The following is a 22,397-nucleotide window of genomic DNA, read 5'->3' as shown; positions in this document are numbered from 1 at the left end:
GAAGGGACCTCAGTGTTCGACACCGAACGGTGGACGGTTCTCGCCCCGCTGCTGCAGGCCGCCACCGCCGGCCGCGATCTGCTGGACGACACGATCCGCAGGCTCACCCCCGAGGCCGTCGCCGGGGAGGTCCTGCGGGAGATCGGCGAGCACGACGTCCGGCTCGACCTCGGCTTCGACGGCCGCACGACCCGTCACCTGTGCCCGGACGCGGAGGTCGTGATCACGCTCGATCTCGCCGACGCCGTGCGCGGCCTCTACGGCACCGACGAACGCCCGTGGCCGAGTCTCGCCGTGACGACCCCGGATCCCGATCTCGACGAGCGCGGGATCAGCGGGTGGTTCCAGGACCGCAAGGGCCTCGCGGAGTCCGTTCAGGAGCTGCTGTCCGCGCTCAGGCCCACCCACCGGGACCTGGGCGAGCTCGCCGTGGAGCACGGCTCGGACAAGTGGGGCGACCTGCACTGGTACACGCAGCACTACGACCGCCACTTCGCCCGCCTGCGCACCGAACCCGTGCGGGTGCTGGAGATCGGCATCGGCGGCTACGACGACCCTGACCGCGGCGGTGGCTCGTTGCGGATGTGGCAGCGGTACTTCCGGCGCGGCCTCGTGCACGGCCTGGACATCGCGCGCAAGAACGTCAGCGGCCCGCGGATCATGACCGTGCTGGGCGACCAGTCCGACGCGGAGTTCCTCGACTCGCTTGGCCGTGAGCTCGGCCCGTTCGACGTGGTCATCGACGACGGCAGCCACCTCAACGAGCACGTGCGAACCTCGTTCCACGCGCTGTTCCCGCACGTTCGCGCGGGCGGGCTCTACGTCGTGGAGGACCTGCAGACCGCGTACTGGCCGAGCTGGGGCGGCCATCCCGAGGCGGCCGCTGGCACGTCGATGGGGATGCTCAAGTCCTTCGTGGACGGTCTGAACCAGGCGGAGGTGCGCGACCCGCGCGGCGAGGGTTCCTACCTGGAGCGCAACATCAGCGGGATCTCGTTCCACCACAACATCGCGTTCGTCGAGAAAGGACTGAACGCCGAGGAGGGCGGGCCCGCCTTCCTGCGCACGATGTTCTAGGACAGCAGAGCGGCGCCGGCCTGGTCCGCCAGCCAGCCGGCGCCCTCGGTCCAGTCCCAGCCGAGTTCGCGCACGGTCCGCCAGCCGCCCCGGCCGAAGTAGAACCACAGGATCTGCTCGGTCCGCTCCCGATCGGTGCGCACGCCCAGTGCCACGAGGTGATCGGCGACGCGCCCCAGCCTCTCGCGGTAGCGCTCGACGGCGCGCGAGGCCGCCGTGGCCACCACGGGATCGGCGGTGATGTTGTCGAACAGCAGGTTGAGCACCTGTTCGTGCCGCCTGGTCGACTCCGCGGTGCCCTCGGCGAGCAGGCGCAGCACCAGCCGGGGGTCGTCGGCGGCGAAGACGCCCTTCAACGACTCGTCGATGTGCTCGTCGCCCGTGCTGTCCTCGACCAGCGCCTCGATCAACGCGGGTTTGCCGCCCACGCTCGTGTAGACGGTGTTCAGCGCGACGCCCGCCTGCTTGGCGATGCCCGCCACCGTCGTCTGCGCGAAACCCTGCTCCGCGAACAGCTTTCCCGCCGCGCGCAGGATCGCGGCACGGGTCTCGCGGGCCGCGGCCGCCCGGACGGCCGAGGTGTAGGTCTGCTTCGCCACAGATTGAGTGTACAGACCTACATTCATAGTAACTCCGTTACTATGAATTCATGCCGATCGATCCGAACGCACCGGCGGACAAGCCGGAGACCCAGCAGATGAAGGTCATCCACCGCGCGATGCGCCGCGAGTTCTCCCTGCTCCCAGGCCTGGTCGCGGCCGTGGCCCCCGGCGACGTCCCCCGCGCCGAACTGCTCGCCGGCCACCTCAGGCTGATGCTCGACATGCTGCACGGGCACCACGAGGCCGAGGACGAACTGCTCTGGCCGGTGCTGACCCTGCGCGCCCCGGTCGAGCACGACCTGATCGCGATCATGGAGAAGCAGCACGACGCGATCGCCCAGGCCATCACCCTGATCGAACAGGTGCTGCCGGACTGGGCGGGCACGGCTAGCGCCGTTGCACGCGACCGGCTCGCGGCGGCGTTGCGCGACCTCGAACCGACGTTGACCGAGCACCTCGACCTCGAGGAGAACGCGGTCCTGCCGCTCATCCACGAGCACCTCACCGTGCCGGAGTGGCTCGCGCCCCAGAAGCACGCGATGAAGCACGGCCCCAAGTCGCTGACCGCGAAGCTGACGATCGCGGGACTGGTGCTCGAAGACGCGACCGAGCCCGAACGCGCCTGGTTCCTCCACGAACTGCCCCCACCGGCCCGGTTGCTGTGGCGCTTCGTCGGCCGGAAGCGCTATGCGACACACATTCGGGCGCTGCGCTTGACGTCTTAATCGAACGGACTAGTCTGTACGATTAAGACGTCGAGGAGTTGGTTCGGATGCGTGCGGCAGTACTCGAAGAGTTCGGCAGGCCGTTGGTGCTCGAGGAGATCGACCGGCCGGAACCGGGACCCGGCCAGGTGCTGGTCAGGGTGGCGGCGAGCGGCCTCAACCCGCTGGACGTCAAGATCGCGGCGGGTCAGGCCGGGCACGCGGAGGTCCAGCCACCCGCGGTGCTCGGGCTCGACCTCGCCGGTGTCGTGGAAACGGCCGGCGAGGGCTTCGAAGCCGGCGACGAGGTCTTCGGACTGACCGGCGGCGTCGGCGGGCTGCAGGGGTCGCTGGCGGAGTTCGCCGCCGTCGACGCGAGGCTGCTCGCCCGCAAGCCAGCCGCCCTCACGATGCCCGAGGCGGCCGTGCTTCCGCTGGTCGCGATCACCGCCTGGGAGGGCCTGGTCGACCGCGCTCGGGTGCGGCCGGGGCTGAAGGTGCTGGTGCACGGCGGCGCGGGCGGGATCGGGCAGGTCGCGATCCAGATCGCACGGGCGCGCGGGGCCGACGTCTACGCGACGTGCTCGCCGGGGCACGCCGACGTCGTCGAGAAGCTCGGCGCAGTACCGATCGACCGAGCCAGGTCCGTCGAGGACCACGTCGCCGAGCACACCGGCGGTGAAGGGTTCGACATCGTCTTCGACACCGTCGGCGGCGAGGTGCTCGACGCGTCGTTCCGCGCGGCTCGCGTCCACACGGGACATGTGGTGAGCGCGCTGGGCTGGGGCACGCACAGCATCGCGCCGCTGTCGTTCCGCGGCGCGACCTACTCCGGCGTGTTCACGCTGCTGCCGATGCTCACCGGCCAGGGGCGTGCCCACCACGGGGAGATCCTGCGCGAGGTCGCCGCCCTGGTCGACGCGGGCGAGTTGCGGCCTTCGGAGCCCCGCACGTTCGGCCTGGACGCCGTCGAGAAGGCGTTCGGGGAGATCGGCCGGGGCAAGGTCGCCGTGGAGATCGGCGGATGACCGGTCTCACTAGTCTGTCCGGTGTGGCCACCCGTACTCGCCGGACGAACACCGAGCAGAAGATCCTGGACGCGGCGGCGGAACTGTTCCACCGCGACGGTGTGCGCGGCGTCGGCATGGACCGGGTGATCGCCGAGTCGGGTGTCGCCAAGTCCACGATGTACGCACACTTCCCCACCAAGGACGACCTGCTGGCGACGTACCTGAGCCGCACGGACGACTCCTGGATGGACAAGCTGCGGACCGCGGCGCGCGACGCCGGTGACGAGCCTCGAGACCAGCTCGTCGGGTTGTTCGACGCGCTGGAGGCTTCGTTCGACCGGCACGGCTTCTTCGGCTGCCCGTTCATCAGCGCGGCGGTGGAGACGACCGCGGGCTCCAAGGCCCAGGCGGCCACCGTCGCGCACACCGAACGCCGCCAGCGGTGGCTCACCGAACTGAGCACGGCCGCCGGCGCCTCGGAACCCGCCGAACTCGCCGCGCACATCGGCCTGCTCATCGACGGCGCGCTCGCGACGGGCAGGTTGTTGCAGAACAGGTCCGTGATCGAGGGCGCCCGCACCGCAGCGCGGCATGCGGTCGACGGTCATCTGGGCCGCTAGGGCGTCCTGCTCAGCGCGGCCATCCGGTCCCAGGCGGGCGACGAGGCACCGGCCGCCGCCATGGCCAGCGCGATGACCTCCGGATCCGCCATGGGCATGACCGGGCGCCGCGCCAGCCAGTCCGCCGCCCGCCGGGCCAGCGCGGGCAGCCGCGGATCGTCGGCCGGAAGCCCGAAAGCCTCGTCGTAAGCGAGGTAGATCTCCCGGAACCCGGGGTCGGCGAGCGACTCGGTCTTGTCCGCGAGCCAGACCGCCGCCTCGCACGGCGCGACGGCCTGCATGAGCACCCAGACCTCGCGTTCCATCCGGACGCCGCGCTCGCTGACTCCCAGTTCCCGCAACAGGTCCAGCATCGCGGCGGCCTCCGGCGTCACGAACAGCGCGTTGCCGGCCCGCAGCCGCACGACCCGTTCGCGGGCCTGCCGGATCTCTTCTTCCCTGCGGCGCAGCGCCTCGTCGATCTCGGTGATCGACGAGGCGAACTCCTGCTCCCCCGCCACGAGCAGTTCCTTCACGCGGGCGAGCGGCACACCGGCCTCGGCGAGCGTGCGGATCTTGACCAGGTCGACCGCGTCCTGGGCGGTGTAGCACCGGTAGCCGGAGTGGTCGCGCTCGGGTTCGGGCAGCAGCCCCACCTTGTGGTAGTGCCGCACCGCCTTGATCGTCACGCCCGCGTACCGGGCGAGCTGGCCGATCGTGATCATCGCGGCATCATCGCACCCGGCCGAACATACGACCGGCGAGATCGACCCCGACGATCTCGCCGGAGGCGTTGCGGCTGAAGAACCCCCGCTGCCCGGCGAACGCTCCGTCCGTGATCACGTACTCGTCGCGCGGCAGCAGTCCCATCGGGAACGGCGCGTGGTCGGCGGGCAGGTCCATCTCGGCGGAAGCCCGGATCTCCGGCCGGATCAGCACCTCCAGCACCAGCCCGGACCCGGTGTCCTCGATGGTCATGACCATCGCGTCGTTGTCGTACCCGCCCGAGACCTCAGCGGCCTGGGAAGCGTTGTACGGCAACGGTTCCGGGTCGCGGTCCACGACACCGACGTAGTGCTCCAACGCGCGGCGCACCACGGCCTGGTTGAACGGAATGCCGTCCGGCCCCTGGTTCGCGATCGACACCACCGCGAAGCCGCGTTCGGGCACGATCAGCAGCTCGGCGAACTGCCCGTTGGACGAACCACCGTGCCCGATCACCTGAACGCCGTCGATCTCGCGCAGGAACCAGCCGACCCCGATGGCGTCACCGAGGTTGCTGCCGCGCAACAACGCCGTGGGCTTCCGCATCTCCGCGAAGTCGATGCCGTCACCGTCGCTCAGGTGAAAACGGGCCCACGCGAGGAGATCCGCGACCGAGGCCGCGATGCCACCACCGGGGTTGTTGGCCCGCCAATGCCGCCACGGCCGCGCGATCTCGCCCTTCTCGTGCCCGACGGCGAACCGGCGGGTCATCACCGCGTCCCGGTCGAAGTGCGTGTTGCCGAGCCCCAACGGCTCCAGCAGCAACGTCATCAGCGCCTGCTCGTAGGTCTGCCCGGTGACGTTCTCGATGATCCGCCCGGCCAGGTTGAAGCCGGACTGGCTGTAGGACGGCCGTTCGCCGACAGCCCCGACCAGCTTCAGCGTCGCGAGCTCGCCGACGTGGCGGGCCAGAGCGTCGTCGCCCTCGCCGGTGTCCACCAACGTGCCCCAGTCCAGCCCGGAAGTGTGGTTGAGCAGCTGCCGGACGGTGAACTCGCGGCCGTCCAGCAACCGCAGCTCCGGCACGTACTCGCGCACCAAGGCGTCCAGCGACACCCGGCCCTGGGCCACCAGTCGCATGATGGCCGTGGCCGTGTAGGTCTTGGTGATCGAGCCGAGCAGGAACAGCGTGTCCTCGTTGACCGGCAACGGGTTCTCGACGCTGGTCACACCGTGGCAGAAGAAGTGCTCCCGCCCATCGTGGAAGACGCCGACGGCGGCGCCGGGGATGTCGAAGCGGGCGACGGTCAGGGCGAGGAAGTCGTTGTCCATGCCCCTACCCTCGAACCTTGACCCTAGGGCAAGGTCAAGCCCGGATTCCCGAGAACCCGGAGCACGTTCCTCGCGGCCGACCTGACCCGCGGATCGGGGTCGGCGAGCAGCGGACGGACGTGCTCAGCGCCGGCAGCGTCACGCAGGCGGCCGAAGGCCTCCACGGCACGAACCCGCACCATCGCCTTGGCGTGCTTGGTCCCGTCCACCAGGCGGCTACGGCTCCACTCCGGTTTGTGGCCGAGCAGCCACATGTGGGCGCGCTCGACCCACTCATCGCCCGAGGCGTGCCACCACGACCAGTGACCGCCTTCGATGAGCGCCAGACCCCGTCCCGCCGCATGGCGAGCCGCCCTGTCGGAGTGGTTCACGAACAGGTTCCACAGCGTCGGCAACGCGCGAGGGTCACCGATGCGGGCCAGTGCGTCCGCCGCCTCAGCCGCGTGCCAGGTGTCGCAGAGCCGGATCAGCGTCGTCACCGCGCGGCCGTCCGCGTGCCGGGCGAGCACTGTCGCCGCCCGGTCCCGCACCTGCACATCTGGATCGTCACAAGCCGCGATCGCCACTTCGGCCACGTCCGCGCCACCGGTCCGGCTGAGCGCCTGCAGGGCTTCCGCCCGCACGTCCGCACTCTCGTGCCCGAGCAACCACACCAGCGTCGGCCCCGCCTCCGGAGAACCGATCGCACCCAGCGCCTGGATCTGCGGGACCGGGTACTCGGCGACGCGCACGGTCTCGCACATCGGGCCGACCGCCTCGACTGCCCGCAGCGAGGCCAGCGCGACGGGTGCGTCGTGCCACCAGTCAGGATCGGAGAGAAGCTCGATCAGCCGGGGAATCAGGCGAGCCCCGTTGCGGTGCAGCCAGGCGCGGTCGTGGCGCCACGGCATGTCCGTCAGTTCGAACTCCCACTCCCGCAAGGCCGTGGTCGCCTCCGGGGTGCCGATCGCGGTCAGCCGGCCGCGCGCGGCGACACGAACGCCCAACCACTCCAACCCAGGCCGGAGCAAGACCGTGTGCAGCACCTCGACCTCGTGCCGATCCCCCTCGCCTCCCAGCAACGCGATGGCGGCTCCGGCCGCAGCCGGCACCCCCTCGGCCACCGTGCGCAGCAGGCGTTCCCGGTCGAGCGAGCCCGCTCGATGAGCGAGCCGGACGGCAACGCCGGCCTCCCAGTCGTCCTCGGAGTCCCACCACTGCTCAGCCAGCTCCGTCATCGCCGAGGTGCTCAGGCCGTCCGGCTCTCCGATCGCCCATTTGAGCCGGTAGTCGCGCGTTTCCTGGTACTCGGCCAGCAGTTCCGGCACCGTGCGCGGGTCCGGCGGCTCCTCTGGCGGCAGCGCAACGCGGGGCCGATCCGCGTCCATCGCCTCGCGCACCCGCGTCGCGCGTTGCCGTACTCCGGCAGGTGCCGACCAGCCACGCGCCCGCAACGCCTTCACGACCTGGACGACCCGTGAGGGAACGCCTTGCAGCACCAGGTCCTCCACGGACGCTGGAACCTCGTGCAACCACACCGCTTGCACGGCCACCCAGTCGCCGCCCTGCTCCGCGACGGCGCCGGCGACCCGTTCCAACTGGTCCAGGAGCAGCTCACCGTTGTACGTGAGCTGCCCCTGGTGTGCCCGCCTCGCGATGCGGCGTGCTCTAGCTGTCCCCATCACTCCATTGAAACCCTCGAAGATCTACGGGATCCAATGATTTCCGGACACCGTGATCATCACCTGGAGCTGGATGCTCGCGCCGAAGTACGTGTCCGTGGCGATCGGCGTGTTCACCATCTTGGTCCACAACGCGTCCAGCCAGGCCTGGCTGCCCGGATCCGTCGACGCCGCCACCGCGAACGGCGCCACGAACGCCGCGTCGCTGCCGCTGTCGATCTGCGTGCCGTTGAGCTGGTAGCCGACCGCGATCTTGCTCGGGTCGCCGCCGGTCTTGGACTTGATCCACGAGTTCATCTTGCGCGCGGCTGCCAGTGACTTGCCGTCGCCGGTGAGGGCGGCGTCCGCGCCGATGCGCCACGGGTCGCGGCAGGCGTTGTACCAGTACTTGCCGTCGGTCGCGGCCTCCTCCAGCAGCTCGCCGACCGCCGGCTTGGCCGTGGAGTTGGTGTCCTGCACGAAGTCCGGCAACAGGCCCGTGCTCGCTGCGTACTTCGACTGCAGCGTGGCGATCAGGTCCTGGTGCTTGGCGCGGATCGTGTCCCAGGCCGAGTCGCCGGTCGCGTTGCGGAACGCCCGGAAGTGGTCGGCCATCCAGTCCGACGACCTGGAGCCGTAGTACTTCCTGCTGTCGTCCGGGCCGGACCAGTCGCCCATCAGCAGCAGGTTCGTGCTGGGGTTGATGAGGCTCTTCTTGATCGCGTTGACATTCTTCACGGCGATCTGCCTGTAGTTGTAGGTGCCGCTGCTGCCCCACTGCTTGTCGGCGAGCAGCAGGCCGTAGGCGGTGTCCATGTCGCCGTCGGTGGCGCTGTCGCTGCCGTTGACGCTCTTGCAGGCGGTGTCCTGTTCGGCGGCCAGCAGGTCGGGGTTGTTGACCGACGGGTGGGCGAGCTTGTACTTCAGCAGGCCGTCGAAGATCTTCTTCGCGTCCGGGTCGGCGCCCGCCATCTGCGCGGTGATCACCATGCCGTAGCCCTGCGCCTCGGCCACGTACGGGAACTTCGCGTCCGGTGAGATGATCTGGTACCAGCCGTTGCCGCAGTTCTGCTTGACGAACGCGGCCTTCCAGCGCTGGTAGTAGTCCACGATCTTGGCGTCCAAAGTGGACGTGCTGCCCGACGGCCGCAGAGTGCCCGCCGCGTACGGGGTCTGCCGGCTGCCGAACGGATAGCCGAGGCCGCTCGGGGGCGGAGACGTCGTGGTCGTGGTGGTCGGCGGAGTGGTCGTCGTCGGCGGGGTGCCGCCGCCCACGCCGTAGACCTCGAACTCCCACAGCGAGTAGCCGTAAGCGGTGGCGCGCGCCGTGCCGTAGACACGGACATATCGCCCGGAACCGGACAACGTCAAGTCGTCGGTGCCGCCGTCACCCGCGCTGGTCGAGTACACGTCGGTCCAGGCGGAGCCGTCGGACGACGTCTGCACGCGGTACGACTTGGCGTACGCGGCCTCCCAGCTCAGCTTCACCCGGCTGATCGCGTGCGCCGAACCGAGGTCCACCCGCAGCCACTCCGGGTCGTGCCCTTCCACCGAGGCCCAGCGGGTCGACGTGCTGCCGTCCACCGCCTTCGCGGCCTCGAATCCCGACCCCTCAACGGAAGAGGCCGTCACCGCCTTGCCGCGGGAGACCAGAGGGTCCGCCGCCGATGCGATGGTCGTTCCCGCGACGAGGAGGCCGAGCACGAGCCCGGCCGCCCCCAACGCCATTGTTCTGCCGCCCACGACCGCCTCCAGCAATTAGTTAACAAAGCTGTCAATGCGAGTGGTTGGCGACGCTATGCAGGTCAGGACCCCTCAACAAGAGGTACAGACCGTTGTTGCGCGATCGAACAGTGCTGGTCAGGGCACCCAGTGGTTGCCGGTGACCGTGATCATCACCTGCAGCTGGATGCTCGCCGAGAAGTAGCTGCTGGAGTCGATCGGCGTCTGGACCATCTTGGTCCACAACGCGTCCAGCCACGCCTGACTGCCCGGATCGGTCGCGGCCACGACCGCGAACGGCGCGAAGAACGCGGCGGCGCTGCCACCGGAGATCTGCGCGCCGTTGAGCTGATAACCCATGCCGATGTTGTTCGGGTTGTTGCCCGCCTTGGACTTCACCCACGTGTTGAGCTTGCGGGCCGCCGCCAGGGACTGGGAGTCGCCACTGGTCACCGCGTCCGCGCCGATCCGCCACGGCACGCGGCAGGCGTTCCACCAGTACGTGCCGTCGTTGGCGTCCTCCAGCACCTGACCAGCGGGCGGGCGCGGCGAGGAGTTCGTGTTCTCCACGAAGTCCGGCAGCAGGCCCGTGTTCGGCGCGAAGTTCTGCTGCAGCGTCGAGATCAGGTTCTGGTGAGCGGAACGGATCGTGTCCCACGCCGCGTCACCGGTCGCCTTCCGGAACGCCCGGAAGTGGTCGACCATCCAGTCCGACGACCGCGAGAGGTAGTAGTACTGGTCGCCAGAGCTGGTCCAGTCGCCGAGCTTGAGCAGGTTCGTCGACGGGTTGACCTCGCTGGCCTTGATCGCGTTGACGTGCCGGATCGCCAGCTGCTTGTAGTTGTACGTGCCCGCGCTGCCCCACTGCCGATCGGCGAGCAGCAGCCCGTAGGCCACGTCCATGTCGCCGTCCGTGGCGCCGTCACCGCCGTTGACGCTGCGGCAGTTCACGTCCTGCTCGGCCGCGAGCAGATCGCGGTTGATCGAGGACGGGTGGTCGATCTTCCACTTCACCAGGCCGTCGAAGATCTTCTTCGCGTCCGCGTCGGCGCCCGCCATCGTGGCGACGACGACCATGCCGTAGCCCTGCGCCTCGGCGACGTACGGGTGGTCGGCGTCCGGCGAGATCACCTGGTACCAGCCGTTGCCGCAGTTCTGCCGCACGAACGCGGACTTCCAGCGCTGGTAGTAGTCCACCACCGCGGCGTCCAAAGTGGACGTCGAACCGGAGGGGCGCAGAATGCCCGCCGCGTAAGGGGTCTGCCGGCTGCCGAACGCGTAGCCGAGACCGTTCGAGGGCGGAGTCGTCGTGGTGGTGGTCGTCGGCGGGGTGCCGCCGGCCACGCCGTAGACCTCGACCTCCCACAGCGAGTAACCCCACGCCGTACCGCGCGCCGTGCCGAGAACCCGCACGTACCGGCCGGACCCGGACACCGTCAAGTCGTCGACGCCGCCGTCACCGGTGCTGGTCGAGAACACGTCCGTCCACGCCGAACCCTCCGGGGAGGTCTGCACGCGATAACCCCTCGCGTACGCGTCCTCCCAGTTCAGACGCACGCGGCTGACCGCGTGCGCCGACCCGAGGTCGACCCGCAGCCACTCGGAGTCACTGCCCTCCGCCGACGCCCACCTGGTCGTCGTGCTGCCGTCCACGGCCTTCGCCGCCTCCAGCCCGGCGCCCTCGACGGAGGACGCCGTGACCGCCTTGCCCTGCGATACCAGTGGATCCGCCGCCGTCGCACTGGTCGTCCCCGCCACCAGGAGACCAATCACGAGCCCGACCGCACTGACCGCAGCTAACGCCGCTCGTCTGTCCACAACCACCTGCCAATTGGTTAACAAACCTGCCTAAAGGGGCAATGGCGGCGACCCTAGGCGGGCAGGTCAACTTTGGACAAGAGGTGTGGACCGGTCATCTGAACCGAAACCGGTTGCGGAACCTACTTCCAGACGTCCCGGACGGCGTCCACGATCGAGGCGGCCTGCGCGTACCCCGCCTCAGCAGCGGGTTTGCGCTTGGCCGGGTCCAGCAGGTTCGACCCGATGGCGGCCAGGGCGGCACTGTCGGGGCTCACGACGATCGACGGCACCCCGAGCTTCGCGGCCTGCGCGGCGGGCGTCGCGGCCGCGCTGGCCGCGCGCGTGATCGGCGCGATGACGACGACCCGTTCGTATCCCGCCGCGAGATCGACGTTCGCCACGGACCGCATGCCGCCGTCCATGTACCGGCTGCCGTTGATGCTGACCGGCGGCCACACCAGCGGCACCGCGCAGCTCGACGCCACCGCGCTCACCAGCGGCACCCCGCTGTCCCGGTCGAACGCCACGAACTTCCCGTCCGCGGTGTCCACGGCGGTGACCTTGAGCGCGCGCTCCGGCCAGTCCTTAGTGGACAGTCGACTGTCGAACACCGCGAGCCGCGACTCCTCCGACGGCGTGCTGGCCTTCAGCGCGGCACGCCCGAGACGGGCCCGTTTCCGCGCCGGAGTTCCCGGCATCACGTAGGAAAGCGCGTACCTGACGACCATCCACGAGGTGAGACGGGCGGGAATCTCCCCGTCCGGCGGCAGCAGCTGACCCGCGTACAGGTCGGCGAGCGCACCACCGCCCGCCAGCTCCGCGGCCACCACCGACCCGGCCGACGTCCCCACGAAGAGGTCGGCGTCCGTCAGGTCGACGCCCTGTTCGGCAAGCCCGTGCACAATCCCGGTCTCCCAGGCGATTCCGGTGACACCACCGCCACCCAGCACCAACGCGCGTTTTCCGGTCACGGCGCCCATCCTATGGAGTGAGACGAGTTCCTGGGGAATGGTCTAGGTTGGTAGCCTTTAAAGTGAAACCGAGAAGCGCTGCAACGGGCCGGGACGCCTGCCACGCTCGGCTTCGTTCCACCACGGACAAGGGCGCTTCCGGACCTTTCGGGAGCGCGCGTGAGTGGACTCAAATCCCTGCTGGACCAGCGAATCGCAGTGCTGGACGGCGCCTGGGGCACGATGTTCCAGCAGGCCAGGCTCTCGCCACAGGACTACTACGGCGACGAGTACGAAGGCCACGTCCCCGACGTCGCCGGCGACCCGGACCTGCTCAACCTCACCCGCCCGGACCTGGTGCTCGACGTGCACCGGCAGTACCTCGCGGCGGGCGCGGACATCACCACCACCAACACGTTCACCGCCACCTCGATCGGCCAGGCCGACTACGGGCTGGAGAGCCGCGTCCGCGAGATGAACATCGCCGGCGCACGGCTCGCCCGCCAGGCCGCGGACGAGTTCGGCGGCCGGTTCGTCGCGGGCTCCGTCGGCCCGCTCAACGTCACGCTCTCCCTGTCGCCCAAGGTCGAGGACCCGGCGTTCCGCGCCGTCACGTTCGAGCAGGTCAAGGCCTCCTACGCGGAGCAGATCTCGGCCCTGCACGAGGGCGGCGTCGACCTGCTGCTGATCGAGACCATCTTCGACACGCTGAACTGCAAGGCCGCCATCGCCGCCGCCCGCGAGGTCGCGCCCGACCTGCCGCTGTGGATCTCGGTCACGATCGTCGACCTCTCCGGCCGCACGCTGTCGGGCCAGACCGTCGAGGCGTTCTGGGACTCGATCGCGCACGCCGAGCCGCTGATCGTCGGCGTGAACTGCTCGCTGGGCGCGGAGGAGATGCGCCCGCACGTCGCCGACCTGGCACGGCTCGCGAACACCTACGTCGCCTGCCACCCGAACGCCGGCCTGCCCAACGCGTTCGGCGGCTACGACGAGACGCCGGACGAGACCGCCGCCCTGCTGAAGGACTTCGCGGGCAAGGGCATCGTCAACGTCGTCGGCGGCTGCTGCGGCACCTCCCCCGAGCACATCAAGGCCATCGCCGACGCGGTCAGGGGCGAGACCAAGCGCGAGGTCGTCCAGCACCGCCACACCACCCGCTACAGCGGCCTGGAGACGTTCGAGATCGGCCCCGACACCGGGTTCGTGATGATCGGTGAGCGCACCAACGTCACCGGCTCGGCGAAGTTCCGCAGGCTGATCGAGTCCGACGACCACAACGCCGCGCTCACCGTGGCGCTGGACCAGGTGCGCGGCGGCGCGAACCTGCTGGACGTCAACATGGACGCCGACCTGCTCGACGGCGAGCAGGCGATGACGACGTTCCTCAACCTGATCGCGACCGAGCCGGAGATCGCCCGCATCCCGGTCATGATCGACAGCTCGCGGTGGACCGTGCTCGAAGCCGGCCTGCGGTGCGTGCAGGGCAAGGGCGTGGTCAACTCGATCAGCCTCAAGGAGGGTGAGGAGCCCTTCCTGCGGCAGGCCCGCACGATCCGCGACTACGGCGCCGGTGTCGTCGTGATGGCGTTCGACGAGCAGGGCCAGGCCGACACGACCGACCGCAAGGTCGAGATCTGCGGCCGCGCCTACGACCTGCTCACGCAGAAGGTCGGCTTCCCGGCCGAGGACATCATCTTCGACCCGAACGTGCTCGCCGTCGCGACCGGCATCGAGGAGCACAACGGCTACGCCAGGGCGTTCATCGACGCCCTGCCGCGGATCAAGGAACGATGTCCCGGGGTCCGCATCAGCGGCGGCATCTCGAACCTGTCGTTCTCCTTCCGCGGCAACGACGTCGTCCGCGAGGCCATGCACTCGGCGTTCCTGTTCCACGCCGTCCAGGCCGGCCTGGACATGGGCATCGTCAACGCGGGTCAGCTCGTCGTCTACCAAGACATCAAGGCCGACCTGCTGGAACTGGTCGAGGACGTCATCTTCAACCGCCGCGAGGACGCGACGGACCGGCTCGTCACACACGCCGAGACCGTCAAGGGCCCCGGCCAGAAGCGCGTCGTCGACCTGTCCTGGCGCGAGGCCCCCGTCGGCAAGCGGCTGGAGCACGCGATCCTGCACGGCGTCGTCGACTTCATCGAAGAGGACACCGAAGAGGCCCGCGCGTCCCTCCCCCGTCCGCTGGACGTCATCGAGGGCCCGCTGATGGACGGCATGAAGATCGTCGGCGATCTGTTCGGCGCGGGCAAGATGTTCCTGCCGCAGGTCGTGAAGAGCGCCCGCGTGATGAAGCGCGCGGTCGCGTACCTGGAGCCGTTCATGGACGCCGAGCCCAAGGCCACGGCCGGGGGCAACGGCAAGGTCGTGCTCGCCACCGTCAAGGGCGACGTCCACGACATCGGCAAGAACATCGTCGGCGTCGTGCTGGGCTGCAACAACTACGAGGTGATCGACCTCGGCGTGATGGTGCCCGCCGCGAAGATCCTCGACACGGCGATCAAGGAGCAGGCCGACGTCATCGGCCTGTCCGGGCTGATCACGCCGTCGCTCGACGAGATGGTCTCGGTCGCCGAGGAGATGCAGCGGCGCGGCATGAAGCTGCCGCTGCTGATCGGCGGGGCGACGACCTCGAAGCAGCACAACGCCGTGAAGATCGCACCGATGTACGACGAGCCGGTCGTCCACGTCCTCGACGCCTCACGGGTCGTCGGCGTCGTCTCCGACCTGCTGGACGACCGTCGCGCCCACGACCTGAACATCTCGAACCGCGCGGAGCAGGCCCGGTTGCGCGAGCAGCACGAAAACCGCAAGTCGGTGCCCTTGCTCAAGGTCGACGAAGCGCGGGCGAATCGGGAGGAGGTCGATTTCTCCGATCTGCCGACTCCCCAGTTCACCGGTACTCGACTGATGACGCCGACTTTGGGCGAACTGCGCGAGTTCATCGACTGGACGTTCCTGTTCCTCGCCTGGGAGCTGAAAGGCAAGTTCCCGGCGATCCTCGAACAGCCGGTGGCGCGCGAACTGTACGACGACGCGATCGCGTTGCTGGACGAAATCGTCGCCGGGGAATTGTTCGAGGCAAAGGGCGTGTACGGGTACTGGCCCGCGCATTCCGACGGTGACGACATCCTGCTCGACAGCGGCGTGCGGATCCCGATGCTGCGCCAGCAGACCAAGAAGCCGCTGTCGCGCCCGAACCGCTGCCTGACCGACTACGTGGCGCCCGAGGGCGACCACATCGGCGGGTTCGCCGTGACGATCCTGGGCGCCGGCAAGCTGGCCGCGAAGTACGAGGCCCAGAACGACGACTACCGCGCCATCATGGTGAAGGCGCTGGCAGACCGGCTCGCCGAGGCGTTCGCCGAGTGGATCCACCTGCGCGCCCGCCGCGACTGGTTCGAGCCGGACGCCCAGCCGGAACTCGCTGACCTGCACGCGGAGAAGTTCCGCGGCATCCGGCCCGCGCTGGGCTACCCGGCCTGCCCCGACCACACCGTGAAACGCGAACTGTTCGACCTGCTGCGCGCGGAGGAGCAAATCGGGATCTCGCTCACTGAATCGTTCGCGATGAACCCGGCGGCGAGCGTGAGCGGCCTGATCTTCCAGCACCCCGGCGCGAAGTACTTCACCGTGGGGCGGCTGGGCCGCGACCAGGTGCAGGACTACGCGACGCGGTACGGCAAGCCGCTCGCGGAAGTCGAGCAGTGGCTGCGCCCGAACCTCGGTTACGAACCCGCCTGACCGTTCACAACGTGAAAGCGCTTCCCGTTTTGGCACCAATGGATTTGGCATCCTCCTCGCCCTGAAGGACGAGGATCCCCTCCACGCCGCGCGTGGGCCGCGTGGCGTCCGGGTGGGTTACCGCTTCCCTGCGCGCCGCTGGCACAAGTGCCGGTCTTACGTGCGCTCCACGGTCGTTGAAGTCCGCCTGCCCGGCGGCCTTGATGTTCTTCGCGGCGTTGACGTCCCGGTCGTGCCCTGCTCCGCAGGGACACGTCCACGACCGGACGTCGAGTGCCATCTTGCCGTTGACCCGCCCGCAGTCGGAGCACATCCGAGTGGAGGGGAGGAACCGATCCACCCGGACGAAGGTGCGCCCGTAACGGGCAGCCTTGTACTCCACCATGCGGGTGAAGCCACCCCACCCGGCATCGTGCACGGATTTGGCGAGCCTCGTCCGGCCAAGACCGACGACGCACAGGTCCTCGACGTACACCGCTTGGTTGTCGCGGATGATCCTCGTGGACAGTTTGTGCTGCCAGTCCCGGCGGGTGTCGGCCACTCGCGCATGAGCGCGGGCCACCTCGACAACGGCCTTCTTGCGACGGTTGCTGCCTCTTGCCTTGCGAGACAGGGCTTGTTGCAGTCGCTTGAGCTTGCGGGCCGCTCGGCGCAGAAATCTCGGTGCGGCGATCTTCGTGCCGTCGGAGAGCACCGCGAAATGAGTCAGCCCCAGGTCGATGCCGACCTCGGAATCGATCGCCGCCAGGGTCTCGTCGCCCGCCGTCTGCACGACGAACGAGGCGAAGTAGCGGCCTGCCGCGTCCTTGATGATCGTCACCGACGACGGGTCCGAGGGCAGAGGCCGCGACCAGCGGACCTCCAGGTCGCCGATCTTCGGCAGCCGCAGGCGTCCGTTGTCCAGGACCTTGAACCGCGAGTTCTTCGTGAACCGGATGGTCTGCCGGTTGTCCTTGCGGGACCGGAACCGGGGCGGAGCGACCTCACGGCCCTTGCGCCTGCCGGTGACCGAGGCGAAGAAGTTGCGGTACGCGGTGTTCAGGTCAGCCAATGCCTGCTGCAGCACCACGGCCGACACGTCGCCCAGCCACACCCGTTGCGGGGTCTGCTTGGCCTCTGTGATCAGACGGCGGGACAACTCGCCGTCCGAGATGTGCTTCTCGCCTGCCTCGTGAGCCTGCTGCCGCAGCCTGAGCCCGTCGTTGAACACCACACGCGCACACCCGAACGCTCTGGCCAACTCGATCTGCTGGCCAGGCGCCGGATAGGCGCGGAAGTTGTAACGGAGCTGCACGATCACGAGAATATCCACGGAGTTTCGTGGCGAAGGTCCGGCGCGACATGTTCTGTGTCGGTGGCTCTCAATAGAACCGTCTGGACCGAGACACTGCTCGGCTTTGGCAGCCCTCATTCGGGTAGCATCGGCCGCTCTGGAGATCAATCACCGTAGGTCGAGCGAGCCCGAGGTCATCCATGCGAGCTGCGGCGCTGGTGCTGGGTCTGGTGCTGTTAGCGGGCTGCGGTGCCGCCGCGGAGTCGGAGGCGTTGCCGCACGTCGGCTTCGTGGTCAAGCGCACGGGCGGCTCCTTCGCCCAGGAGATGACCAGCGGCTTTCACGAGGGTGTCGGCCGCGTCGGCGGGGTCAGCGCGACGGTGACGGGTCCTCCCGGACAGGACGGGCACAAGGAAGTCGAGTTGTTCCGGGATTTGACGATGGCGGCGAAAGGCGGAATCGCCGTGGCGACGTCCGAGCCCGCTCTGATGGCGCCGTCCATCGGTGAGGCGCTCACTCAGCACGTGTCCGTGGTCGGTGTGGACATGCGGCTCACCGCGAGTTCCGGCGTGAAACTCCACATCGGTAACGACGACTACGAACTCGGCGAAAAGCTGGCTGACGAGTTGATGCGCCGATTGCCTCCGGACGCGACCGGAACAGTGGTGCTGGGAAACACGGCTCCGGGACTCGCCGGGTTCGACGACCGGGCAGAGGGAATCCGGGGCCGATTCGCCGAAAAGCTACCGGGGGTAGTGGTGCTGGGCCCGTTCGACACGCAACGTGACGACGCCGCGAATCGCGACGCGTGGAAACGTCTCGTGGCGGCGAACCCGGACGCACTCGCGTTCGTTGGTACGGGCGACTGCGACGGAGTGAGCCTCGCGGCGCTGAAGACGGAGAAGTCGGCGAGGTGGCTGGTGGGCGGTTTCGGGGTCGACCCGAGAACGTTGCAGGCGGTGAAGGACGGCGCGATGGTCGCGACGATCTCGCCGGAGCACTACCTCAAGGGCGCCGTCGCCGGCTGGCTGCTCGCCCGGCACGCGAAGGGCGGTGCGGCGCTGCCGGAGGGCTGGATCGAGACGCCAGGGCTGACGGTGACCACCGGGAACCTGGACCAGATCCTGCACCGGCAGGAGTCGGAGAAGGCGCGCAAGGACTACTTCCAGCCTCAGATCGACAGCTTCGTCGAGGATCCGGCGAGCTGGGTGCGACCGTTGGAGCAGGCACGGTGAGCTTTTGGGAAGGCCGCGCCACCGCGAAGGTGGCGACGGTGGGGCTGACGTTCGGGCTGCTGGTCCTGGCGGGACTGGCGCTGTGGAGCAGTGTCAGCGCGCAGGACACCACCGCGCACGTGCGGCAGCTCAACGAGACCAGCGAGCGGTGGGCCCGCGTGCTGGAACACATCAACGTCGCCGACAACGCGTTGCGGGACCTGCAGGTCGCGCGCACCCAGCAGACCGTCGAGCCGCTGGAGAACTCCGCCGGCTCCGCGCGCGTCGAGCTGGAGTGGTTGCGCACCAGCGGGATGCCGTCCGACGCCGCGGTGGCGTCCAGGCTGCTGCCGTTCTACGACCAGACCACGGAGATCCTGCGCAGGGTCGTCGCCGGCGACGACCCGCTGCAGGCCGACCAGGCCTCTCTCGCGCACTCGTCGTTGCGGCGCCAGATCTCCGCGGAGATCGGCGCCAAGCGGCTCGACACCACCGAGTACCTGCGCGAGGCCGACGAGAAGAACGCGCGGCTGCGGGTCGCCCAGATCGTGGCGTTCGTGCTGGACGCGGTCCTGGTGGCGCTGTTCGGCGGGGTGCTGCTGGGCTACCGCCGCAAAATACTGCGCCAGGCGGCCAAGAACGAGCACGAGGCCCATCACGACGCCCTGACCGGACTGGCCAACCGCACGCTGCTCGCGCGCCGGATGGACGTGGCCGTGGACAAGGCGCGCAAGAAGGACGAGCCGCTCGCGTTGCTGATCGTGGACCTCGACAGGTTCAAGGAGGTCAACGACTCGCTCGGGCACCACACCGGCGACCTGCTGCTGCGCCAGGTGGCGAACCGCCTGTCGTGGGCGGTGCGCGACACGGACCTGGTGGCACGGCTGGGCGGCGACGAGTTCGCCGTGCTGCTGCCCGGCGTCGGCTCGGCGGAGAACGCGGGCATGGTGGCGGAGAAGATCCTGCAGGCGCTGGCGATGCCGGTGACGCTGGAGGGCCTGGAGCTGGAGATAGCGGGCAGCGTCGGCGTGGCGCTGTGCCCGTCGGACTCGGGCGACGGCCACGAACTGCTGCGGCACGCGGACATCGCGATGTACGCGGCCAAGCGTGAGAAGTCCGGCGTCGCCGTGTACGACGCACGCCTGCACGAACGCGGCGCCGCACACCTGACCGCCGTGACGGAGCTTCGGCACGCGATCGACCGCGGCGAGCTGTTCCTGCACTACCAGCCCAAGGCGCTGGCCGACACGGGCGCGGTGTGCGGCGTCGAGGCCCTGGCGCGCTGGCAGCACCCGACGCGCGGGCTCGTGCGTCCCGACGAGTTCATCCCGATCGCCGAGGAGAACGGGCTCATCGAGCCGCTGACCCGCTACGTGATCGACGCGGCGTTGCGCCAGTGCCGCACGTGGCAGGACGCGGGCTGGGAGGTGCCGGTCTCGGTGAACGTGGGCGCGGCCTGCCTGCACCACACCGAGTTCCCCGGCGACGTGGCCGACCTGATCAAGCGGCACGGCCTGCCGGCGCGGTTGCTGACGCTGGAGATCACCGAGTCCGCGATCATCTCGGACCCGGACCGCGCGGTGGAGGTGTTGCGCGGCCTGACCGACCTGGGCGTGCGGTTGTCGATAGACGACTTCGGCACCGGCTACTCGTCGATCTCGTACCTGCGCAGCATGCGGGTGCACGAGATGAAGCTCGACCGGTCGTTCGTCACGCACATGTGCACCGACGCCGGCGACAGCGCGATCGTGCACGCGCTGGTGGCCCTGGCCCAGAACTTCGGGCTGCAGGCCGTCGCGGAGGGCGTGGAGGACCAGGACACCTGGACGGCGCTGGCCAAGGCCGGCTGTGACGTGGTGCAGGGGTATTTCCTCAGCGAGCCGTTGCCCGCCGAGGAAATCGTGGCCTGGCTGGGAGATCGGGCGGCCGCTCACGCGTAGCGCGGTGATCACTAACCTTCGTGGTCACCGCGCGTACGACTCGGTGTCCCGCCACTGGTTGATGAACGGCTGCATGAAGTCGACCATGGCGGGCAACTGGTCCGCGACCGACAGGTAGGCGATGACCCGGATCGCGCCGACGGCGTTGACGAACCTGAGCACCTCCTTGTCGAGCGGGCGCAGGCCGTTCTTGGCGGCACCGCGGTCGTAGGCGGCTTCGAGTTCCAGGCCGAGGCCGCCCAGGTCCCATTCGACCGGGCCGTACGTGATCAGTTCGAAGTCGGAGAACAACGGGCCGCCGGTGCTCGCGAAGATGTTCGCGGGCGGCGAGTCGCCGTGGACGGGCTGCAGGTCGATGCCGGGGAACTTCTCCTGGAACGCGGCCTGGGAGCTGACGATCGGCTCCAGCACCTCCCACTCGGCGCGGGCCCGCTGCAGGTCCTCCGCGGTGACGATGTCCAGGCCCTCCAGCCTTTCCAGGCCTTCCCGGACGAACCGCGGTTCCGCCGACGACAGGAAGTCGAGCTCGCCGGGGTAGTCCCTGAGCGCCTTGTGCAGGTCGGCGGTGAGCTCGGAGTTCCTGACGTAGTCCGGTTCCTGCGACTTGTCCTCGTCGGTGAACGGCCAGAACGTGATGGAGAAACCGTCGCGCTGCACAGGTTTGCGCTCGACGAGCGGGCTCGGCGGGATGACCGGGGTGCCCTGGTCGTGCAGCCACTGCGCGACGTCGAGCTCCTGTTGCTGGCGCTCGGCCAGGCTTTCGAGCGTCGTGGTGTGCGGCAGGACCGTCGGGATGCGGGCCACGACCGGTGACGGTGCGAGGTGCACGACGACGGAGAACAGTTCGTAGAGGACCTTGCCCTCAGTGATCTCCAGGCCGAGTTCGCGACCGGCGGCGACGGCGGCTTCGGTGGCAGCGGCGGTGCGGCCGGCGATGTCTTCGGGGGTCGCGAAGGCTGTCATCGCACGATCGTGCCACGACCTCTGCGGTGAACGCAGATCATTTACGGTGGGGTGCATGGCCGACCGGCACCTGATCGACGCCCACGTTCTGCTCCTCCGCGACGGCGAGGTGCTGCTCAGCCGGCGCCGCGACGCCGATCCGCGGTTCGACGGTCTCTGGCACCTGCCGTCCGGCAAGCTCGACGCGGGTGAGTCCGTGCTCGCCGCCGCCGTGCGCGAAGCGTCCGAGGAGATCGGGGTGGGGATCGATCCCGCCGATCTGAAGCTCGTGCACACCTCGCACGCCAACGGTTTCGGCGTGGAGCCGCGGCTCGGCCTGTACTTCGAGGTCCGGCGCTGGAGCGGCGAACCGGAGAACCGCGAGCCGGAGAAGTGCTCCGAGTTGAGGTGGTTCGCACTCGACGCGCTGCCCGCCGACATCATCGCCTACCCCGCCGCCGGGATCGCCGGTTATCTCGCGGGTGAGGCGTTCAGCGTGCTCGGGTGGGACCTCACCGGCGCAGCCCGTCCACCACGAGGGTGATGACGCCGTCCGCCTCGGCCCTCCAGTCGGGCCGGTCGTGGGCCGCGCCGATGCCGTGCAGCGCCATCATGACCGTGCCGACCCCCACGTCGTCACGGATGGCACCGGCCTGCACGGCGGCGGCCACCAGGTCGGTGACCGCCTGTTCCAGCGCCCGGCTGCCCTCGGCGAGCGTGTCGGAGGCCGCGCCCATCAGCGTGGCCAGCGTCCGGGCGAGGCCCCGGTAGGTGTCCAGGTAGTCGACCATCGAGCGGAGGAAGGCGGCCAGGGCCTCCCCTGCGGGCATCGTGGCCTGCAGGTGGCGAGCGCGTGAGCACAGCGCGGCGACCTGGTCGTGGTAGACCGCCTCGGCCAGCGCCTCCCTCGTGGGGAAGTGGCGGTACAGCGTGCCGGTGCCGACGCCCGCCAGGCGGGCGAAGTCGTCGAAGCGCAGGTCGAAGAACTCCCCCGCGTCGAAGACCTCCCGTGCCTTGGCCAGCAGGGCCTCCCGGTTGCGCAGCGCGTCGGCGCGTAGCGGCTTGGCGGCGTTCATGCGCTCCCTCGTGGTTGACAAACGGAGACCATCTCCATATTTTCGGAAGTGGAGA

Annotated in this window: 18 protein-coding genes; 8 read left to right on the top strand and 10 right to left on the bottom strand. The window is 69.2% G+C overall.

Annotated features, from left to right (window positions below; translation table 11 throughout):
* The first annotated feature begins 12 nt into the window (after window positions 1–12).
* A complete protein-coding gene (locus ACH413_RS19480; protein ID WP_360034139.1) occupies window positions 13–1,077 on the top strand; it encodes a class I SAM-dependent methyltransferase in 1,065 nt (354 codons plus the stop codon).
* Here ACH413_RS19480 and ACH413_RS19475 read toward each other — a convergent pair.
* Window positions 1,074–1,676, bottom strand: coding sequence for a TetR/AcrR family transcriptional regulator (locus tag ACH413_RS19475; protein WP_360034142.1), 603 nt, complete (start codon window positions 1,674–1,676; stop codon window positions 1,074–1,076). The two genes, ACH413_RS19480 and ACH413_RS19475, sit on opposite strands and share 4 nt — an antisense overlap.
* Before the next feature lie 50 nt (window positions 1,677–1,726).
* On the opposite strand from ACH413_RS19475, the gene ACH413_RS19470 reads away from it, so the two are divergent.
* Genes ACH413_RS19470 through ACH413_RS19460 form a run of 3 tightly spaced genes read left to right on the top strand, consistent with a single transcriptional unit; the run spans window position 1,727 to window position 4,013 of the window.
* The gene (locus ACH413_RS19470; protein WP_360034145.1) at window positions 1,727–2,404 is read left to right on the top strand and encodes a hemerythrin domain-containing protein; all 678 of its coding nucleotides are present in this window, start codon (window positions 1,727–1,729) and stop codon (window positions 2,402–2,404) included.
* Window positions 2,405–2,451: 47 nt separating this feature from the next.
* A complete protein-coding gene (locus ACH413_RS19465) occupies window positions 2,452–3,411 on the top strand; it encodes a zinc-dependent alcohol dehydrogenase family protein (RefSeq protein ID WP_360034148.1) in 960 nt (319 codons plus the stop codon).
* Window positions 3,408–4,013, top strand: a complete 606-nt coding sequence (locus ACH413_RS19460) for a TetR/AcrR family transcriptional regulator (protein WP_360034151.1) — start codon at window positions 3,408–3,410, stop codon at window positions 4,011–4,013. Before ACH413_RS19465 ends, ACH413_RS19460 begins: the two co-directional genes overlap by 4 nt.
* Here the strand turns inward: ACH413_RS19460 and ACH413_RS19455 are convergent.
* The 6 genes from ACH413_RS19455 to ACH413_RS19430 form a co-directional block, all read right to left on the bottom strand.
* Window positions 4,010–4,717 (bottom strand): MerR family transcriptional regulator, encoded by a 708-nt coding sequence (locus tag ACH413_RS19455; protein ID WP_360034153.1) that lies wholly within the window; start codon window positions 4,715–4,717, stop codon window positions 4,010–4,012. The genes ACH413_RS19460 and ACH413_RS19455 overlap by 4 nt on opposite strands.
* Before the next feature lie 7 nt (window positions 4,718–4,724).
* Entirely contained in the window at window positions 4,725–6,029 is a 1,305-nt protein-coding gene (locus ACH413_RS19450; RefSeq protein ID WP_360034156.1) for a serine hydrolase domain-containing protein, read from the bottom strand.
* Between the two features lie 23 nt (window positions 6,030–6,052).
* On the bottom strand, window positions 6,053–7,690 hold the full coding sequence (locus tag ACH413_RS19445; protein ID WP_360034158.1) for a HEAT repeat domain-containing protein: 1,638 nt from the start codon (window positions 7,688–7,690) through the stop codon (window positions 6,053–6,055).
* A gap of 24 nt (window positions 7,691–7,714) precedes the next feature.
* Window positions 7,715–9,412: a glycosyl hydrolase family 8 gene (locus ACH413_RS19440; RefSeq protein WP_360034161.1), complete on the bottom strand. Its 1,698-nt coding sequence runs from the start codon at window positions 9,410–9,412 to the stop codon at window positions 7,715–7,717.
* A 117-nt stretch (window positions 9,413–9,529) separates the two neighbouring features.
* Window positions 9,530–11,164 (bottom strand): glycosyl hydrolase family 8, encoded by a 1,635-nt coding sequence (locus tag ACH413_RS19435; RefSeq protein WP_360034164.1) that lies wholly within the window; start codon window positions 11,162–11,164, stop codon window positions 9,530–9,532.
* A 167-nt stretch (window positions 11,165–11,331) separates the two neighbouring features.
* Complete coding sequence (locus ACH413_RS19430) at window positions 11,332–12,162, bottom strand: patatin-like phospholipase family protein (RefSeq protein ID WP_360034167.1); 831 nt, start codon at window positions 12,160–12,162, stop codon at window positions 11,332–11,334.
* A gap of 159 nt (window positions 12,163–12,321) precedes the next feature.
* On the opposite strand from ACH413_RS19430, the gene metH reads away from it, so the two are divergent.
* Window positions 12,322–15,897, top strand: a complete 3,576-nt coding sequence (gene metH / locus ACH413_RS19425; protein WP_360034170.1) for a methionine synthase — start codon at window positions 12,322–12,324, stop codon at window positions 15,895–15,897.
* Window positions 15,898–15,901: 4 nt separating this feature from the next.
* Here metH and ACH413_RS19420 read toward each other — a convergent pair whose 3' ends face one another.
* On the bottom strand, window positions 15,902–17,191 hold the full coding sequence (locus tag ACH413_RS19420) for a transposase (protein ID WP_360034173.1): 1,290 nt from the start codon (window positions 17,189–17,191) through the stop codon (window positions 15,902–15,904).
* Window positions 17,192–17,370: 179 nt separating this feature from the next.
* On the opposite strand from ACH413_RS19420, the gene ACH413_RS19415 reads away from it, so the two are divergent.
* On the top strand, window positions 17,371–18,405 hold the full coding sequence (locus ACH413_RS19415; RefSeq protein WP_360034176.1) for a sugar ABC transporter substrate-binding protein: 1,035 nt from the start codon (window positions 17,371–17,373) through the stop codon (window positions 18,403–18,405).
* A complete protein-coding gene (locus ACH413_RS19410) occupies window positions 18,402–20,324 on the top strand; it encodes a bifunctional diguanylate cyclase/phosphodiesterase (RefSeq protein ID WP_360034179.1) in 1,923 nt (640 codons plus the stop codon). The genes ACH413_RS19415 and ACH413_RS19410 overlap by 4 nt, the downstream gene beginning before the upstream one ends.
* A gap of 24 nt (window positions 20,325–20,348) precedes the next feature.
* Here the strand turns inward: ACH413_RS19410 and ACH413_RS19405 are convergent, their stop codons facing one another.
* Window positions 20,349–21,287, bottom strand: a complete 939-nt coding sequence (locus tag ACH413_RS19405; protein ID WP_360034182.1) for a phosphotransferase — start codon at window positions 21,285–21,287, stop codon at window positions 20,349–20,351.
* A gap of 55 nt (window positions 21,288–21,342) precedes the next feature.
* On the opposite strand from ACH413_RS19405, the gene ACH413_RS19400 reads away from it, so the two are divergent.
* Window positions 21,343–21,810 carry an NUDIX domain-containing protein gene (locus tag ACH413_RS19400; RefSeq protein WP_360034185.1) on the top strand — a complete coding sequence of 156 codons (468 nt, stop codon included), beginning with the start codon at window positions 21,343–21,345 and terminating at the stop codon, window positions 21,808–21,810.
* Here the strand turns inward: ACH413_RS19400 and ACH413_RS19395 are convergent.
* Entirely contained in the window at window positions 21,779–22,342 is a 564-nt protein-coding gene (locus tag ACH413_RS19395; protein ID WP_360034188.1) for a TetR/AcrR family transcriptional regulator, read from the bottom strand. The genes ACH413_RS19400 and ACH413_RS19395 overlap by 32 nt on opposite strands.
* Between the last annotated feature and the right edge of the window lie 55 nt (window positions 22,343–22,397).

Source organism: Lentzea sp. NPDC020367, from assembly GCF_044387305.1.
Classification (GTDB): Bacteria; Actinomycetota; Actinomycetes; order Mycobacteriales; family Pseudonocardiaceae; genus Lentzea.
The sequence above is the reverse complement of the archived record's forward strand: the minus strand, read 5'-3'. Positions and strand labels throughout refer to the sequence as shown.